Genomic DNA, 17,680 nt, shown 5'->3' with positions numbered 1-17,680 from the left:
GCGTGTGGTAGTAACTCAATTGAATGGGTTTACTGCTGCACGCGAGGCGCTTCGCTGCGCTCTGCATAACGTTCTTTGTGCCCATTTGCTCCAGCGCCCTACCGGGTAACTACCCGGCCACTCCCCTTCCGCAACGTGAGGTAATCGAGGTAGTACAGCACTTTCACCGACAGCGAGTTATTGTGCGGCGTGTTGATGGTGTTGTTGAAATTATCGAAAAACTGCGGCGTAGCCTCATTCGCCTGCAAATACGTGGAGCCGGCGTTTTTCCAAACCACGCTGATTTGCGAGCCGGGCGCGAACCACCATGAGTACACCGCGTCCACATTGAAGGCGTTGTACGTGTTGTCGCGGTTGCGCTGGTAGGCGGCGAATTGCTCCTCGCCGTTCTTGCCGAGCGTGGTGAAATCGAGGTAGCGCACGTTGCTGGTGTAGTGGCGTAAGCGCAGCGTGAACGACATGCGGTTGGTGAAGGTGTAGGCCACCGAGGCCACGTTGGCCACCGTGGCCACATTGCGGCGGCCCAGCAGAACCTGGCCTGCAAAAGGCTTGTCGAGCGGTTCGGCCGCATCGAGGCCGCCGTTTACGTAGCCGATTTGGTTCTGGCGCAGGCTCCAGTCCACGCTGTAGCGGAAGGTGAGGTGGGTGTTGACGCGGTAGCGCGGGTAGAAGCCCAGGCTATAGCCGGTGCGGCGGGCGCGGGCCAGCCGGTCGTCGAGGCCGTAGCTCTGAAAGCCGACGTTCCAGTTCAACGCCACCGGCTTGCGCGAGTCAGAGTTAAAGAAGAATGCAAAGCGGGTGTTTTCGGGCACGCGCACATAATAGTTGCCCAGCGTGGCGGTGCGCGGCTCGTAGAAGTCGTGCGTCACGGGGTCCACGTTCAGGTCGACGCCCAGTTGGTTGAAGCTTTTGGTGAAGGTGGTATTGGCGCCGAGATAGAAGTTGAGCGCCTGGTACACCGTGGGCTTGTAGAGCAGCGAATGCGCCACGGCACCAAACACATACAGGTTATTCACTTTCCAGAACGGCTGGTACTTGCCGTAGCTCAAATCCAGCGACTCGGTGATGTTGTTGTTGCCAAACAGGATGCCCAAATCGTTCGGGTTGTAGGTATCGGACTCGATGAAGTGGCTCAGGTTCCAGGTGAAACTGCCCGAGATTTTGCCTACGCCCACGCGGTACTTGTAGCCGTCCTGGTCGTCGATTTGGTCGGTGCTGCCGAAGTTGGTGCCCCGGCGGCGCGAGTAAATGGCGCGCCCGTCGACGGCGTAGCGGTTGGCCTTGTCGGCGAAGCGGAACAAGCCGCCGGTCACGTTGGCGTCGTAGGTGCTGCCGGCCCGCGTCACGTTGGTGTTGATGAGGCTGAGATAGGAGTTGTTCTTCAGGCTCTGGTCGAGCACGGCGATGTTGTAGTTCGAAAACGGCTGGGTGAGCACCTGGCGCTCCTGCCCGGTTTCGGTGTTGCGAATGGTGGCGTAGGTGTCGTTGCTCAGGGCGTTGAAAATGCCCACGCCCAGCCCCTTGCTGGTGCGTCCCGACACTTTGGTAGCATTCAGCAGCGGCGTTTCGGCGGGGCTGCTCGTGATGATTTCGTTAGTGCCCTTCTTTACCTCATAAAAGCCCACTGGCGTAGCCCCTACCCTTCTCGAATAGAACAGATTGCCCTTGTTAAATAGCTCGGTGCCTTCCGTGAAAAACGGCCGGTTCTCGTTGAACTGCACCTCGAAGGGCGAGAGGTTGAGCACTTGGTTGTCGCTCTGTACCTGGCCGAAATCGGGCACGAGGGTAGCATCCAGCGTGAAGCTTTCGTTAATACCCCACTTCACATCGGCCCCGCCGTTGAAACGGGTGGTGGTGCGCTTGGTGCCTTCCGCGTTCAGCGGGTTGTGGTTCACGTAGCCCGACACGTAGGGCGTGAGCGAAAGGCGTAGCGGCGGCTTCACGCCCTGCACGCCCGTCAGGTCGCCCCACTGGTTCACGAAACCGTCTACCTGGGGCTTCACCTCGTTCCAGAAATACACGGCGTTGTCGCGCTTGCGCTGCCGCATAAAGTTCAGCCCCCAATGCTGCACATCGGCCGTGCTGAAGCGGATGGCGGAGTACGGAATCCGCATTTCGGCCACCCAATCGGTGCCGCGCAGGGTGGTGCGGCTTTCCCACACGGCGTTCCAGTTAAAGTCTTCGCCGCCGGCCGGCGAGTAGCGCGAATCGAGCTGCACGCCGCTGCTGGTCACGATGAAAGCGTAGCCGTTGAGCTGGTCGTGGTAGGTATCGAGGAAGATGCCAATAAAGTCGGAATTGCCGGTGTTGTCGCGCGCCGTCAGCTCGCGGGGGATAGAGTCGGCGGCCACGTCGTGCATGATGGCACCCACATAAATCGCGGCATCGTCGTAGAGCACGCGTACTTCGGTGGGGTGCTTTTCGTGCGGGCCGGGTTTGGGCCGGTTCTGGATGAAATCGGTGGCCGGCAGGGCCTCGCGCCAGGCGGCCTCGTCCAGCACGCCATCGAGCTTGATAGGCTGCGCGATGCGCAACGCCACCAGCTGGCGTTTGGGTGCGGCCGTAGCGGCGGCCTTGGGGTCAGCAGGGGCCGCCGGCGTTTGGGCCAAGGCCGGCGCAAGGCTTAGCCCCAGCATACCAACCAACAGGAAACAAGCGCGCAGAAAGAAGGGGTGTAGCATGGGAAAGGGCTGTAAAAGGTGGATTCAGGAATTAGCCAGCGGGCTTTTGCTGCCTGACAAGGGCCCTGGGACAATGGGCTGGGGCATGATGCGGCCGGCGCACACTCACCAGGCGGCCGGGCCATACCTCTCCCGTCCGGGCCGGTTTGCAGACCAGCGCGGGCGGTACCCCAGCTCCATTGTATCAGGAATTTGACGCAGCTTTTCGGCCGTTAAAAAGCCAGTTTTTTTTTGCGTCAAACCATTTTTAATCAGGCAACAAGATTCCAGCTGGCAGCCAGTGTGGCTCCATTTCGCGTGGAAACTCCCATTTTTTGGATTGGTTACTTCCGCTTGCGGAAATACACGTCGTTGCTGATGGATTCGAGCTTCACTACCGGGCCGCTGCCTTTCAGCGTGCCTTGCAGCCAGTAGCCGAAATCGGGGTTGCGGCGCAAGGCGGTGCTGAAGGCAATGTCCTGGTCGGTGTATACTTCGCCGTTCAGGGTTTTCAGCGACAGCTCCGCGCCTTTGGTGGCGGGCCAGCTCACGTCGATAAAGCCGCTCAGCGACTTGGCCTCGATGGCATTGCTGAAGCCCACGATGTCGACGTTGCCACTGTAAGTGAACACGCGCAGGGCCACGTTGGCGGGCAGGGTGATTTCGTAGGCAATGTCATCGCACACCTGCTGGCCGTACCACACGTTGTGGCCGCGGCCGTGGTCGTCGTAGCTGGCGCAGTCGCCGGGTTGGGCCTGTTTCAGCATTTCCTTGTCGAAATCGGCCGTTACGCGCAGCTGGTCGGCGGCGGGAGTCACGGTAAGCTGCAGGGCGTCGTTCAGGCGGTTCTGGTTGATGCTGACGGTGGCCTTTAGCGACATCTGGCCCGCCGCGCCGGTGCGCACCCGGATGCTGGTGGCCTGGCGCAGGTCGAGAAACACGCGCTGACCGGCCGTTACTGAGGCCGTTTTTTCGATGATTTTCTGGGCAGCAGCCGGCCGGGCCACTGCCATTGCGAGCAGCAGAAAGAGTAAGCGGTGCATGGGATAATCAGAAATAAGAAGGTGAAAGAATGAGCCGGCGGGCGTGGCAAGCCGCAACGCCACCAGCCACCGCTTTATTTGGCCTTGCGAACGAAGATGTCGCCGCTCACCGTTTTGAGCGACAAAGCATTACCTCCACCGTTGATGCTACCATCGACGACCTGGCCGCCGATGTGCTGCATGTCGTTTTGCTTGTTGCCCAGGTTCATGTCGAAATCGGTGTAGACTTCGCCCGAAATGGAGCGCATGTGCATGGTGGCCTTGGTAGCCGTTGGCAGGCTGATATCCACATCGCCGCTCACGGTCGAGATGGAGCTGGGACCCTGCCGCAGGGGCGTGAAGCGCACCGTTACGTCGCCGCTCACGGTGTTGGCCACCACGGGGCCGGCCACATTCGTGAGTTTGATGTCGCCACTGGTCATGCTTACTTCCAGGTCGCCGCTCACGTCGCGCACGGCCACATCGCCGCTGCCGTTCCAGCCAGCCTGCTTGTACTGCACAGCCGAGGCGCGCGGTACCCGAATAACGTAGCTAGCTGAGCGGCGCGAGGCCCGCGTAATGCGCACCACGTTGCCTTCCTGCGCCACAGCCAGCCCAATGCGGGTGTTGTCGACGGCCGTGTTGTACATGGGGCGCAGGCCGTCGGCGCGCTTGGGCGGCTCTTCGTAGCCGTCGCCCTTGATGATGAGCTCGTCGCCATCGGTGCCTTCCACCACCACGCTATTGCCCTGCATGTCGATGATGATTTTCGGGGATTTGCTGGTGAGGCGGGTTTTAAATTCCTGGGCGTAGCCCGGCACCGCGAGCAGCAGGCCCGTCAGCGTCAATAAAAAGAGCTTATTCATGAGTAAAAAATTGATGCATGTGAAATGATGTCCTGCCAATGCGCTGCGAGCCGGCTTCGCCAGCGCAGGCGGGTGAGAAAAAGAAGGCTAAATCAGTTTGCCAATGCCGGCCTCGGCCTGGGCCCGCACCACGGGCAGGGCATCGGGACGCTTGGCGAGGCGCTGCAGTTGGGGCACGGCGCGGTGCACCCGCAGCGATACCACCATGTCAATCAGTGCAATCTGCACGTTCGGGTCGGTTTGAACAGGGAGCGAGTTGGCCAAGCCTTCGCGCACGCCAGGGGCATCGCGCAGGCGGTAGAGGGCTTCGCAGGCGGCTAAGCGCACGTTGGGGTTGGCATCGAAGTTGAGCGTGTTGAGCAGCACCTGCACCGTGGCATCGTCGGGCGTGCTGGTTTTGGTAGAATTGGTTACCAGGGCAATGCGGTTGCTGGCCGAGATGGCGTGGCCGCTGTCGCCGCTCAGGGCCGCCGCCAGGGTGGCGGGGGCAGGCTGGCTGGTTGGAGTAGTGGCTACCGTATTACCAGTCTGGCCAGCCCAGGGCAGCTGCCGGCCCAGAAAAACGCCGGCCGCTACCAGCACAATGCTAGCCGCGATGCGCACCCAGTTGCTGGCCAGCGCCGTGGGCCACATCAAAACGACTTTCGCCGTGGTCAGCTCTGCCAGCGGCGCGGTCACAGAAGCCGGCGCAGCAAGTATTTCCGATTTCAGTTGCTGCTTTTGCTCCTCAAGCATGGCCATGAAACTGGCGCGGAGGGCCGTACCGGGTACTTCGGGCAAAGCCGCGTCGAGGTCGGCCGATAGGGCGCGCAACTCGCGTAGCTGTTGCTGGCAGGCCGGGCAGCCCGGCAGGTGGGTAGCAACCTGCTCGGTTTCGGCAGGCAGTAGTCCGCCCTCGGCGTAAGCCGGCAGCAGGGCTTCTAGGTCGGAACAGGCAGAAAATTCGGTCGTCTTCATGGGTTGGTTAATAGCGGGTAGTTAACAGCAGTTATTGAGAATGGAATAGTAATTAGCGGTGTGTATTAAGCTTATTTTTAAATTTATAATTGGCTTATTTTTAATTATCAACTAATAGAAACCCGTTATTTATTTAGGCGAAATAAATTTTGCGCAGTGCCTGCAAGGCGCGGTGGGCTTTCACGCGGGCGGCTTCGGCGGTGCAACTCAGCAACTGGCCGATTTCGTCGTAGCTGAAACCCTGGAAGCGGTGCAGCACCAGAATCTCGCGCTGCGGGGCGGGCAGTAAGCCGAGGGCTTCGTGCAAGTCGTCGTGGCTGCTGCTGGTGCGTTGCTGGCTGAAGGCCGCGATGCGTAGGCCGCCGGTGCGCTCTACTTCGTCCACATCGTCGGTGCGCTGTTTTTGCAGGCGGTGCCAGTGGTCAGCGTGCACGTTGCGGGCCATCTGGTACACCCAGGCTTTGAAGGGCTGGGAGGGCTGGTAGCTGCTGCGGTACTTCAGAATGCGCTCGAACACGGTTTGAGTCAGGTCTTCGCCGGTTTCGCGGTCGTTGGTGAGGCGGGTGAGGTAATTGAACAAGGGCCCGTGGTAGCGCTCGAACAGCGGAACCAGCTGGTCGAGATTGTCGGCCCGCACGGCCGTCATTAATGCTTCGTCGCTCGTGGGCTCCACGGGAGGGGATTAGGGGTTGGAATGCAGGGAGTACCCGGCGGGTCACCAATCGTTACAGCGGCTGCCGAATATTTTTTCGCAAGGTCGCAAAGCAGCTTTTTCACAGTAGAATCAAGTATCTAATTCTAGCGCTTATCAATAGTTAAACAGCTGAGCTTAAATCATTTATTAAAATAAAATTTCGGCTTTCTGTGGCTTCGCTCCTGCTTGCTTGCGTACAATGCTCTTACGTAATGGCTTTTTGGCCACGCCCATCTTACCCCTTTCCTTTCTTCTTCACTCTCATGAAAACTTTCAAAACCACTCTCGCCCTTGCATTCGCTATTGGCCTAAATACTGCCGCTTTTGCCCAAACCACCCCGGGCAACATGCAAACGCCCCCTACCAATGGCGGCACAATGCAGACCACTCCCGGCACCACCAACGGCACCGGTACAATGCAGACTAATCCTGGTACCGGCACGATGCAGACCACTCCTGGCACCACTAACGGCACCGGCACGATGCGCAATACCGACGGTACAATGCGCGACGGCACGATGCGCGACGGAACCATGCAAAGCACCGATGGCACCATGCGTACCCGCAGTAGCTCGACCGACCGCCGCACGAAAACCAAAGGCAATATGACCAAAGGCAAAAGCAAAACGAAAGCAAAGCCTATGAACTAACTATTTGTCGCTCAAATGCGTATAAATAGCAAGCCGGCTGTTTACTCTGAAGCGGCCGGCTTTTTTATTCCCCTTACTTTCCCTGCCATGAACTATTCCCTGCTCCTCGCCGGGCTGCTCTTCGCCGCCACTGCCCAGGCTCAAACCATTCCGTTCGACCCTACAGCTCCCGTGCGCGGGGGCAGCCAGGGCCAGACCACCATTCCGCCCGTAAACCCGGCCCTCAACCAAAGCACCATTCAGGGCCCACCCGATGTGCAGCGTACGCCCACCAACCGCGACGCGCAGCCCAGCCGCCAGCTCGATGACCGGGGTTTTTCGCCGGCGGCCACGCCCGAAACGTCGCCCAACACCGTGCCCGACGTGCGCGAGCAGCCCATAATCCGCGACCGCCGGCCGCGCCAATCCACTGACATCGTGCCCAGCCGCTCGCGCAAGAGCAACAGCAGCAACGTGCGGCCTAACTAGCAACCACTTTTGCCGTAACGCAAACAGGCGCTTACCCCATGGGGCAAGCGCCTGTTTGCGTTACGGCAATGCCGTACTATCGAGCTATTTCTTCGATTTTTCGGCGTGAGCCAGCAGGTCGCTGCCGTGGCGGCGCAATAGGTCGGCCAGCTCCAGGAGAGGCTTTTTGATGTCGGCGGGGGCTTGGGCGCTGGCCTGGCTGGTTTGGTCGCCGAGCATGCTGAGCGAGTTGCCAATGGCGCGGGCGCTTAGCACGCCGCCCGTGAGCAGCGACTGCAGGTTACCGATTTCGCGGGCAATGTCTTGCAGACCGGGCAGGCCGCTTTGCAGAAACTGCTGCTGCCAGGTTTCGGTGTTGTCCATGGCCGAGCCCAGGGGCAGGCTGGTGAGGCCATTTTTGAGGGCGCTGACGGTGGCGAGAAGGTGGTCGGAGGACATGAGAGGCAATGAAAAAGTGAGGTGAGTAGGTAAGAAAGCAGCGAGCGGTTGCTACGTTTTTGCTGCTTGCTTGGGCCGCTTGGCTTTGGCAGGCGCATTGGGGTCGGCGGGCAGCGTTAGGGGCGGGCTGGGAACGTTGGGAGCCGCAGGGCTTAGGCCACGCCCGCGCAATTGGGCAACGGCGCGCAGGGCACTGGCCTCCTTGTTTTTGATTTCGAGCATGATGTCAAAATCCAGTCCGTGCAGGTTATCCAGAAAAGCGGCGAACAGGTCGTCCACGAGGTCATCGGTGTGCTTGCCTTTGCGCTCGCCCAGGGCCTGCGAGCTGTAGTCCATCATGGGCACGCCGTCGGCCACGGGGTCCCAGGTGCCGGCGGCCAGGCGCAGGGCCTCGGGCATGGGCTCGCCGTGGTTGAGGCACTCGTGGTGGAAGTTGTCGAAGAGAATGGGCACGCCCGTGAGTTCGTGCACCTCCAAGCAGTCGCGCAACGAGAACAGCCGGTCGTCGTTTTCCACCACCAGGCGGGCCTGCACGGCAACGGGCAGTGTAGCATACACCTGCGCAAACCGGCTGATGGCCAGTTCCCGGTCGCCATACAGCCCGCCCACGTGAATCTGCAGCTTGGCCGTGCCATCCAGCCCCATCAAATCCAGCATCGAGCCCTGATACACCAGCTCCTGAATGCTGCGTTGCACAATGTCGGCACTGGGCGAGTTCAGCACCACGAACTGGTCGGGGTGGAAGCTCACCCGCAGGTTATTGGCCTTGATGTAGTCGCCAATGGCCCGAAACTCTGCCGCGAAATGCGTTTGCCACGGAAAGGTGTTCACCGGGTGCGAACCAAAGGGCACAATGCTGGACCCAATCCGGAAAAAGAGCAGGCCATGGGCCACGTTCCATTCCAGCATGCGGCGCAGGCAGGCCACGTTGTCGGCCACGGCCGTGGCCACCCGCTCATCAGAATACGAAGCCAGGCGGAAGGTCGTGCTGGAGCTGCAGTCCATGGCTGCATTCACACAGGGATATCCGATTTTCATACTCCGGGCTTACGCGGATAAACAATGAACAGTTATCAGGGAGTAGTTGTCAATTAGCAGTTGTCAGTTGTTATTCTCTGATAACTGGCGGTTGCTCACTAACGACCGACAACTAATGGCTAACAACTAAAAACTGCGTTTACGGTTCGTAGCCGCGGTTATCCCGAAACGCCTTGTTGTATTCGGCCCGTGCCTTGCGAACCTTGGCGGCTTTCTGCTCGGCTTCGATTTCCTCCATTTTGCGGCGCTGCTTGCCCTCGCGCGACAACTGGTCGTAGATGAAGCTTACGGGACTGGCAATGGTAGGGATGGGGGCCTTGGGCGCGGTGGAGTCGACGGCAAACAGCGGTTTGGGTTTGGGCGGGCGCTTGGCGCCGCTTACTACCGGCGGGGCGGGCCGCTTGATGTTGCGCAGTGCCCGGTTGATAATGGCGCGGTCGGGCCGGTCGCTCACCACCTGCACATTGCCCAGGCGCACGCTGTCGCGCACCAGCTGAATCCGCACGACGAGTTGCGTGAGGCCCGTGCCGCCCAGTGGCAGCCGCTGCGTTTTGAAGCCCAGCGCCCGAAACAAAACCGTGTCGGTCGGCAGCGCATCAATGCTGAATTCGCCAGTGGTGCTCGTGACGACGCCGCGCCGGGTGCGCTGCACCTGCACCGTAGCGCCCGGCACGGGCAGGCGCGTGCGGGCCTCGGCCACGCTGCCGCTCACCCGCACGGGCTCGGGCTGGCCCCAGGCGGTTCCGGCCAGCAGGCACAGCACCGCCAATGGCCCCAGAGCCTGGCCCATTTTAGACCAAATCGCACCTACACAACGCAATACCTCAGGCTTCATTCGAAAAGCAACTCAACTCTACCACAAAGTAGCAACCCCCTGAGCCAAAAAAAGCCCGCGCCGTTGCAGGCGCGGGCTAAAAGTGGGGCTACCGAAGTAGCCTGGCACTATTTGATTTTGGTTTTTTCGCCTTCAGCAGGCTTCGATTTAATCGTCCCGTCGTCGCCGTCGATTTTCATTTTGTTGCCATCGGCGTCTTTGATTTTGATGTCGCCATCGGCTTTCACCTTCATTTTGCCACCGTCAGCCGACATCTTGCTGCCGCTCATGTCCGAAGAAGAGTTGCTCATGTCCGAGGAAGAGTTGCTCATGTCCGACGACATGTTATCCATCGGCGCGTTGTCTTCGTCGTAGTACGTGGTGCGGCTCGACTCGTAGGCCTGGTACTGGGTGGGGTCGGTGAATACCGTTTTGAACTCGGTATCGGTGCTCATGTTCGACTCGCGCATGGCAACTGCCATGCCGGTGGTGTCGGTGCCGTACTTGGTGCGCATTTCGTTCATGCGGTTGTAACGGTTCACGTACACGGTGCGAATTTTGGTTTTCATCGCCTCGTCCGTGATTTTCATGTTAGCCGCCATTTTATCGGCAATGCGCTGGGCGCGGGCCTGAATGTCAGCCTCCGACATTGGGGCGCTAGTAGTGGTTGTAGTAGTCGTGGTGGTGGTGCCAGCAGCGCCATCGGTCGTGGCTACCTCAGTGGTTTTTTCCTGCGAGCAGGAAGCCAGGGACAGCGCAGCAGCGCCAGCGAGAATCAACAGGGAATTTTTCATGACTTAGGGAGGGGGTGATACAAACAACCCAAACGGGTTTGGGGGCGCTTTACGGCAACCTTCCGAAAGATGTTACCTCAACCATATAGCGCCGCCTGATTTTTAGGCACGCCGCAGTTCGAACACGGTGATTTCGGGCAGGAAACCCACGCGGCCCGGGTAGCCCAAAAAGCCCAGGCCCACGTTCACGTACAGCTTCTGGCGGCCCTGCTCGTACAGGCCGGCCCACTGCTTATACACGTACTGCACGGGGCTCCATTTCATGAAGGGCAGGTTCACGCCAAACTGCATGCCGTGGGTGTGCCCGCTCAGTGTCAGGTCGATGTCGGGGTACTTGAGCACCTGCGCCTCCCAGTGCGAAGGGTCGTGCGAGAGTAGAACTTTGAAGGGGGCGTCGCCGCTGGCGGCGTGGGCCTGTGGCAGGTTGCCGTGCTTGGGGAAGTTGGCGTGGCTGCTCCAATTCTGCACCCCGAGCACCGAGATTTTGTCGCCGTTGCGCTCGATGGTGTGGCTGGTGTCGTTGAGCAGCGTCCAGCCGATTTTGGCGTGGTTCTGCATCAGCCGCTCCAAGTTGGCGCGCTTGGCGGCGGGGTTTTCCCAGGCCACGTAGTCGCCGTAGTCGTGGTTGCCGAGGCTGGAGAAAATGGGCAGCTCCGACTTGATGCCCTGCAGGGCCGGAATATGCGGCTCGACCTCGGTAGCGCGGTTGTTCACCAGGTCGCCGGTCATCAGAATCAAATCCGCGCCCTGTTGGTTTATCATGGCCACGGCGCGTTGCAGCGGCTCAGTCGAGTTGAAACTGCCGGTGTGCAGGTCCGAAATCTGCAGCACTTTGAAGCCATCGAAGGCCGGTGGCAGGTTGGGAAATTTCAGCGTGACGCGCCGCACGGTGTAGTCGGTGCCGCCCTTGAGCATGCCCCAGAGCAACCCTACAGCCGGAATAGCACCCAGCACCAGCGCAAATTTGGCCAGAAACTCGCTGCGCGGAATGGCCACGGCTTCGGTGCCGCTGGGCCGGGTGCTATTGCCTACGGCCCAGCGGCCCAGGCGCACCAGGTCCTCGAGGAGCAGCGGCAGTAGCATGAACAGTTTGCCGGCCAGCAACAGCAGCGGCAGGCTCATGAGGTAGCTTTTGAGAACGGTATTACCGGTCTGGCGGGTATTGCCGGCCCAAAAGGCCACGCCCCATACGACCACCGTGAGCACCCAGTACCCTGCCGCTACCCCGCGCCGCGCGCCGGGTGCCCAATGCTGCGTGGCCGTGCGCACGGCCTGATACCCATAATATTCGGCCAGCACAATCGCGGCCAGCACCAACCATAAAACCATCGGATTTCGCATATCGAACCAGAAGCGGATAAGACCACCGCGCATTGGTGCGCTGGCGGCTGCGAAGCTTAAACGCACCCGAGCACCTTTTGCTTTACATTTAATGCACTTTTTACGTCTACCACCGCTGCCCTGCATGGAAAACCCTGGCCTGCTGCCCAAACCCGACGCCCCGCAACCCTCCTACCCTACTCCCGCTACCACCGGCATTAAGAGCTGGGCCGAAGACGACCGCCCCCGCGAAAAGCTGTTGGCCAAAGGCCGCGCCGCGCTTTCCGATGCCGAGCTGCTGGCCATTCTCATCGGCTCAGGCACCACCAAGCTCACGGCTGTAGATGTGGGCAAGCTCATGCTGCAAGGTGTCGGCAACGACCTCAACGCCCTGGCCCGCGAAAGCGTGAAGCAGCTTTGCCGCCATCCCGGCATCGGCGAGGCCAAGGCAATTACCGTGGTGGCTGCGCTGGAGCTGGGCCGCCGCCGCAAGGAAGCCGACGCTGCGCCACGCACCACCATCACCAACTCACGCGACATCTATAATTTGATTCGCCCTGATTTGATGGATTTACCGCACGAAGAATTCTGGGTTATCCTCCTGAATCGGGCCAATGTAGTGATGCGCAAAACTGCCATCAGCCGCGGCGGCGTGGCCGGCACCGTGGCCGACCCGAAAATGATTTTCAAGGAAGCACTGGAGCAGCTGGCCAGCAGCATTATTTTGGTGCACAACCACCCCAGCGGCAACCGCAACCCCAGCGCGGCCGATATTCAGCTCACCAAGAAGTTAAAGGAGGCCGGCAATTTTCTGGACTTGCCGATTTTAGACCACCTCATTTTTACTGAGTCGAGCTATTACAGCTTTGCCGATGAGGGGATGCTGTAATTCTTATGTGTGCCGTTGAAACGTCATGCTGAGCGGAGCCGAAGCATCTCGCGTGCCACTACTAATTCAATTAATAAACGAAGAAGCAAGATGCTTTGGCTGCGCTCAGCATGAAGTTCTAAATTTAATTTACACACAACTTAATGATTAAAAAAATAGCCCTCGCTGTTGCGATAATTGGCATTATCTATTACTCGCTCAGCGATTCCAAACCCAGTGCCAGCGCTTATTTGGCACAGCTTAATAAATTCCGCCGCGATAAAAACCAGTCTTTCCGGCAAAGCGAGGAATCGCCCCTTGAAACCGCGCAAAAGGCGCAATTCGATAGCCTAAAATATTACCCCGGCGACCAGGCCTTTATTCCGCACGCCGATATTTCCCGCAACAAAAACCCTGACACCACCCTGCTGCAAACGACCGACAACAAAGCCGAAAAATACCTGAAATGGGGCTCAGTCAAATTCAACATTGATAACGCGCCGCAGCAACTGCAGCTTTATCTGAAAGCCAACGGCCGCGACTCAACCCTGTTTATTCCGTTCACCGACCTCACCAACGGGCACGAAACCTACGGCGGTGGCCGCTACCTCGACGCCCCCATTCCCAAGCTAAACGAGTCGGAAGTACAACTGGATTTTAACCGCGCCTACAACCCCTACTGCGCCTACAACAACGCGTACAGCTGCCCGGTACCGCCAGCCGATAACCGCCTCAAAGTAACCATAGCGGCGGGCGAGAAGTCGTTTCACGACTAAGCTGAAGCCGATTCGAACCCTTTACAAATGGCCACGAAACACGGTGCCAGCTTTTTGGCAGGGACATTCATAATCCCTAACGCGGGGCCAGCACCTGCACTGTTTGGCAAGAGTCGGCAGCATATAAGGTGCGCGTGCGGTAGTGTGCAGCAAGCAGCTGTTGCGCGGCCGCACCGCACACCAGCACGACGTGCCCGACAGGCAACTGGGCGGGCGCATAACGCACTTCCATGGTGTTGCCCGGGTGGTCGTGCTCGAAGGCCAGGGCGTAAAACTCAAGTGGCGCGTTGTAGGTCTGCGTCGAAGGTGAGATGCTGTGGTGCAAGGCAATGAAGTGGCTATTGCCACCGGCTGTGGCGTTAGCATCGTGCAAAAACCGCCCGTAGGTCAACGCGGCTTCTTCATAACGCCGGCTATGTTCTTTGCCCAGGCGGCGCTGCACGGCAATTAGCGAAGGAACCACGGCCAGTGCTACCAAAAACAGGCTGCGCCAGGTTGCCGCAGCGGCTACGTGCCTGGCCGCTACCCGCCGGGCCAGCACCGTGAGCCCACCTCCGATTACCAGCGCCAGCAAGGGGTACAGCGGCGCATCGTACCAGGCCAGCTTGGTACTCGCCGCGCTGATGACCAGCATAAAGATGCCACTCGACCACAGGGCAGCCGTCAGGAAGCGGTGGGCTGGCCGCCGAAACGGCCGACGCGCCAACGCCCAGCATGAGAGTAGCACCCAGGGCGTCCAGAGCAGAAACTGCTGCGTGACGAAGCTGGTGAGGTACCAGTACCAGGGAGACGCATGCTGCTCCAGACTGCCCAGCATGCGGCCTCCGAGTTCATTTTCCCACACGGCGTGCAGGTAGCCCGGGGCGACGTGTTCGCGCAGACCGTACCACAGGGCCGGAATACCGAGCGCCAGCCCGACGGCCAGCCAGGTAGCGGGCAGCCGCAGCAGCGGCAGCAACCGGCCGCGCCGGGTAATCTCGATGGCGAGGCCCGGCAGCAGGAATAGGCCCGCGACACTCTTGGTGAGCACCGCCAGACCCACGGCTATGCCCAGCAGCACCACGTAGCCGGGTCGGCGCGTCTGGAGCCAGGCAAAGCCTGCCAGCAGTTGGGCCGTGGTGAAGAGCAGCAGCAGCGCCTCGTAATCGCCGGAGCGGGCCACGTGCTGCGTTACAAATCCTTTACTGGTTAGCAAGGCCAGGCCGGCCAGCAAGCCGGCCAGCGGCCCGCCCAACCACCGCCGGGCAAACGCCGCCACCAGCCCCGTGAGCGCCAGCGCGGCCAAAGCGGTGGGCAAACGGAAGGCCCACTCCGAATAGCCGAAGGCATTCAGGCTCAGCGCTTGCAGCCAGATGAGCAAGGGGGGCTTCGTGTTCCATAAATCGGGCTGGCCGCGGTAGTGCGTCACCAGCCAGTCGTGGCGCCGAAGCATTTCTGCGGCATTCACTGCCAAGCGCGCTTCATCCCAGTTTTGCAAAGGCTGCGCTCCCAGCCGCCAGAATAAACTGAACCACGCCACCGGCACCAGAGCCAGCCACCACCACTGCGCCAGCACCCAGGGCCGGAGCAAATCCTGAACAGGCTTTTTCAAGAGGGAATATTGGTTTGGGCAACCATGTACAAAGGCCGGTTCCGAACGTTGACCGACAGTCGGGCAATGTATTCGCCGATAATGCCGACCGAGATGAGCTGCACCCCGCCCAGAAACAGGATACTAATCATGAGCGAAGGCCAGCCGGGCTCGTAGTCGTGCGTGATGTACTTGGAATACAAGGTGTACAGCATCACCAAAAAGGCAATGCCCGACACGGCGAAACCTCCCAGAGTTGCCGCTTTCAGAGGCGCATCGGAAAAGGCGGTGATGCCATCCAGCGCCAGGCGAATCATTTTGCGGTAGGTGTAGCCGGTTTCGCCGCCCGCCCGCTCGGCCCGGTCGTATTCGACGAAGGTTTGCCGGTAACCAATCCAGGAAACCTGGCCCCGCAAAAACTTATTCTGCTCGGGCATCCGCTTCAGGCCGTCCACCACTTTGCGCGAGATGATGCGAAAGTCGCCGGTATCTACAGGAATAGAAATGTGCGTTATCCGCGTCAGCAGCCGATAGAAGAGCCGGGCGGTGAGCTTTTTGGCCGCGTTCTCGCCCTGCCGGGAGCGGCGCTTGGCGTACACGACTTCGTAGCCCTCCTGCATTTTTTGGTATAGCTCGGGAATGAGCTCGGGCGGGTCCTGCAAGTCGGCATCAATGATGACCACGGCGCTACCGCTCACGGCATCTAACCCCGCGCTTACGGCAATCTGGTGGCCGAAATTGCGGCTCAGGTCGATATAGCGCACGTGCTCATCGGCAGCGGCCAGGTCCAGCAGCAGCGCAAACGACCGGTCCATCGAGCCATCGTTGACGAAGACCAGCTCGTAGGGCAGTTGCATGCCTTGCACGACGCTGGTTAGCCTAGCGTACAGCGACGGCAAGCTGGCTTCCTCGTTGTAGATGGGAATGACAACCGATAATTTCATAAGGTAGTATTGAATGCGGCCGGACGGGCAATAAAGCCATCAAAACTACCGTAAAATATTTGCTGCTTCCCCGTTGGGAGTTCGTGCGCACAGGCGTCGTGCTGGTGCCTGTAGCCGCTTTCTGCTTCCCTTGATTCCTGGTCTGGTTGTGAGCCACTGGGTGGGCTGTTGCCTCGCCGCCAATAGGACCTCGGAAGGCAGGTGCCCCTTTTGCATACCCAAGGCCTTTGCGGTAAGGCTCCTAACAGTAGCTAAACCAAAGCCCGGCGTTGGCTTTTATATTTACCCCCCGCTAAAGCCTCGTTTATTTCGATGCTGAGTCGCAACACCTTCTCCCTAAACCCATTGCAATGTCTAAAATTAAAGTAGCCAATCCGGTAGTAGAACTCGACGGCGATGAGATGACGCGCATCATCTGGAAGTTTATCAAGGACAAACTGATTCTGCCCTACCTGGAGCTCGATATCAAGTACTACGACCTCGGCATCGAGCACCGCGACGAGACCAACGACCAGGTGACTATTGATTCGGCCAACGCCATCAAGCAGTACGGCGTGGGCATCAAGTGCGCCACCATCACCCCCGACGAGGAGCGCGTGGTAGAGTTCGGCCTGAAGCAGATGTGGAAATCGCCCAACGGCACCATCCGCAACATCCTGGACGGCACCGTGTTCCGTGAGCCTATTGTGATGAGCAACGTGCCCCGCCTCGTGCCCAACTGGACGGGCCCGATTTGCATCGGCCGCCACGCGTTTGGCGACCAGTACCGCGCCACCGACTTCGTGACCAAAGGCAAGGGCAAGCTCACCATCACCTTCCAGCCCGAAGACGGCGGCGAAACGCAGTCGTTCGAGGTGTACAACTTCAAGAGCGACGGCGTGGCGCTGGCCATGTACAACACCGACGAGTCGATTCGTGGCTTCGCGCATGCCTGCTTCAACCAAGCCCTGAGCAAAGGCTGGCCGCTGTACCTGAGCACCAAAAACACCATCCTGAAGAAGTACGATGGCCGCTTCAAGGACATCTTCCAGGAGATTTACGAAGCCGATTACCTGGCCAAGTTCAAGGAAGCTGGCATCACCTACGAGCACCGTCTGATTGACGACATGGTGGCCTCGGCCCTGAAATGGAACGGCAACTTCGTGTGGGCCTGCAAAAACTACGACGGCGACGTGCAGAGCGACACCGTGGCCCAGGGTTTCGGCTCGCTCGGCCTGATGACCTCCGTGCTGGTGACGCCCGACGGCACCGTGATGGAAGCAGAAGCCGCCCACGGCACCGTGACGCGCCACTACCGCGAGCACCAAAAGGGCAAGCCGACTTCGACCAACCCCATCGCCAGTATCTTCGCCTGGACGCGTGGCTTGGAGTTCCGCGGCAAGCTCGACGGCAACCAGGAGCTCATCGACTTCTGCCACGCGCTGGAAGCCGTTTGCGTTGAAACCGTAGAAAGCGGCAAAATGACCAAGGATTTGGCCGTCTGCATCCACGGCAACAAGGTAGAGCACGGCCGCGACTACCTCTACACTGAGGAATTCCTGGAAGCGCTGGACGAGAACTTGAAGAAGAAGCTGGGCAAGTAATTGCTCGTTTAACAGGTCTGTAGAGACGCGACCCTTCGCGTCTCGGCGCTCGCACCGCTCAGACGCGGAGACGCGAAGGGTCGCGTCTCTACATCGTTCTGGCAAAAAAGCCCATTCGGTCCGCCGGATGGGCTTTTTCAGGTCCTTTCCCCAAACTCCGAAAACCCATCAATTTGGTCTTTCGGCACCGCCGTACCTTTGTCCGGTCGTCAACGGCC

17 protein-coding genes are annotated in these 17,680 nt (G+C 59.6%); 5 read left to right on the top strand and 12 right to left on the bottom strand.

Annotation, left to right across the window (positions count from 1 at the left end; genetic code table 11):
- Positions 1-98 precede the first annotated feature (98 nt).
- The 5 genes from ABD837_RS14265 to ABD837_RS14245 form a co-directional block, all read right to left on the bottom strand.
- Positions 99-2,681, bottom strand: coding sequence for a DUF5916 domain-containing protein (locus ABD837_RS14265; RefSeq protein ID WP_345055756.1), 2,583 nt, complete (start codon positions 2,679-2,681; stop codon positions 99-101).
- Positions 2,682-3,004: 323 nt separating this feature from the next.
- Positions 3,005-3,703, bottom strand: a complete 699-nt coding sequence (locus ABD837_RS14260) for a DUF4097 family beta strand repeat-containing protein (RefSeq protein ID WP_345055754.1) — start codon at positions 3,701-3,703, stop codon at positions 3,005-3,007.
- 74 nt (positions 3,704-3,777) lie between these two features.
- Entirely contained in the window at positions 3,778-4,548 is a 771-nt protein-coding gene (locus ABD837_RS14255; protein ID WP_345055752.1) for a DUF4097 family beta strand repeat-containing protein, read from the bottom strand.
- Positions 4,549-4,635: 87 nt separating this feature from the next.
- The gene (locus ABD837_RS14250; protein ID WP_345055750.1) at positions 4,636-5,505 is read right to left on the bottom strand and encodes a HEAT repeat domain-containing protein; all 870 of its coding nucleotides are present in this window, start codon (positions 5,503-5,505) and stop codon (positions 4,636-4,638) included.
- 133 nt (positions 5,506-5,638) lie between these two features.
- Complete coding sequence (locus ABD837_RS14245) at positions 5,639-6,178, bottom strand: RNA polymerase sigma factor (RefSeq protein ID WP_345055748.1); 540 nt, start codon at positions 6,176-6,178, stop codon at positions 5,639-5,641.
- 284 nt (positions 6,179-6,462) lie between these two features.
- Between ABD837_RS14245 and ABD837_RS14240 the strand changes: the two genes are divergently transcribed.
- Positions 6,463-6,849: a hypothetical protein gene (locus ABD837_RS14240; RefSeq protein WP_345055746.1), complete on the top strand. Its 387-nt coding sequence runs from the start codon at positions 6,463-6,465 to the stop codon at positions 6,847-6,849.
- 87 nt (positions 6,850-6,936) lie between these two features.
- Positions 6,937-7,317 (top strand): hypothetical protein, encoded by a 381-nt coding sequence (locus ABD837_RS14235; RefSeq protein WP_345055744.1) that lies wholly within the window; start codon positions 6,937-6,939, stop codon positions 7,315-7,317.
- Positions 7,318-7,401: 84 nt separating this feature from the next.
- Here ABD837_RS14235 and ABD837_RS14230 read toward each other — a convergent pair whose 3' ends face one another.
- The 5 genes from ABD837_RS14230 to ABD837_RS14210 all read right to left on the bottom strand — a co-directional run bounded on the left by ABD837_RS14230 (position 7,402) and on the right by ABD837_RS14210 (position 11,730).
- Positions 7,402-7,755: a hypothetical protein gene (locus ABD837_RS14230; protein WP_345055742.1), complete on the bottom strand. Its 354-nt coding sequence runs from the start codon at positions 7,753-7,755 to the stop codon at positions 7,402-7,404.
- Positions 7,756-7,806: 51 nt separating this feature from the next.
- Positions 7,807-8,793: a UV DNA damage repair endonuclease UvsE gene (uvsE, locus tag ABD837_RS14225; protein WP_345055740.1), complete on the bottom strand. Its 987-nt coding sequence runs from the start codon at positions 8,791-8,793 to the stop codon at positions 7,807-7,809.
- Between the two features lie 139 nt (positions 8,794-8,932).
- The gene (locus ABD837_RS14220) at positions 8,933-9,583 is read right to left on the bottom strand and encodes a carboxypeptidase-like regulatory domain-containing protein (RefSeq protein WP_345055738.1); all 651 of its coding nucleotides are present in this window, start codon (positions 9,581-9,583) and stop codon (positions 8,933-8,935) included.
- A gap of 152 nt (positions 9,584-9,735) precedes the next feature.
- The gene (locus ABD837_RS14215; RefSeq protein ID WP_345055736.1) at positions 9,736-10,401 is read right to left on the bottom strand and encodes a hypothetical protein; all 666 of its coding nucleotides are present in this window, start codon (positions 10,399-10,401) and stop codon (positions 9,736-9,738) included.
- A gap of 102 nt (positions 10,402-10,503) precedes the next feature.
- A complete protein-coding gene (locus ABD837_RS14210) occupies positions 10,504-11,730 on the bottom strand; it encodes a metallophosphoesterase (RefSeq protein WP_345055733.1) in 1,227 nt (408 codons plus the stop codon).
- A gap of 136 nt (positions 11,731-11,866) precedes the next feature.
- On the opposite strand from ABD837_RS14210, the gene radC reads away from it, so the two are divergent.
- Together radC and ABD837_RS14200 are read left to right on the top strand one after the other, a co-directional pair.
- A complete protein-coding gene (gene radC, locus ABD837_RS14205) occupies positions 11,867-12,610 on the top strand; it encodes a RadC family protein (protein WP_345055730.1) in 744 nt (247 codons plus the stop codon).
- A gap of 143 nt (positions 12,611-12,753) precedes the next feature.
- A complete protein-coding gene (locus tag ABD837_RS14200; RefSeq protein WP_345055727.1) occupies positions 12,754-13,365 on the top strand; it encodes a DUF1684 domain-containing protein in 612 nt (203 codons plus the stop codon).
- A 76-nt stretch (positions 13,366-13,441) separates the two neighbouring features.
- Here ABD837_RS14200 and ABD837_RS14195 read toward each other — a convergent pair whose 3' ends face one another.
- Positions 13,442-14,956 carry an ArnT family glycosyltransferase gene (locus ABD837_RS14195; protein WP_345055724.1) on the bottom strand — a complete coding sequence of 505 codons (1,515 nt, stop codon included), beginning with the start codon at positions 14,954-14,956 and terminating at the stop codon, positions 13,442-13,444.
- Positions 14,953-15,879, bottom strand: coding sequence for a glycosyltransferase family 2 protein (locus ABD837_RS14190; protein ID WP_345055721.1), 927 nt, complete (start codon positions 15,877-15,879; stop codon positions 14,953-14,955). Before ABD837_RS14190 ends, ABD837_RS14195 begins: the two co-directional genes overlap by 4 nt.
- Positions 15,880-16,229: 350 nt before the next feature.
- Here ABD837_RS14190 and ABD837_RS14185 point away from each other — a divergent pair, with 350 nt between their 5' ends.
- Positions 16,230-17,462, top strand: coding sequence for an NADP-dependent isocitrate dehydrogenase (locus tag ABD837_RS14185; protein WP_345055718.1), 1,233 nt, complete (start codon positions 16,230-16,232; stop codon positions 17,460-17,462).
- The last annotated feature ends 218 nt before the right edge of the window (positions 17,463-17,680 follow it).

It is taken from the genome of Hymenobacter glaciei, from assembly GCF_039539585.1.
Classification (GTDB): Bacteria; Bacteroidota; Bacteroidia; order Cytophagales; family Hymenobacteraceae; genus Hymenobacter; species Hymenobacter glaciei.
The sequence above is the reverse complement of the archived record's forward strand: the minus strand, read 5'-3'. Positions and strand labels throughout refer to the sequence as shown.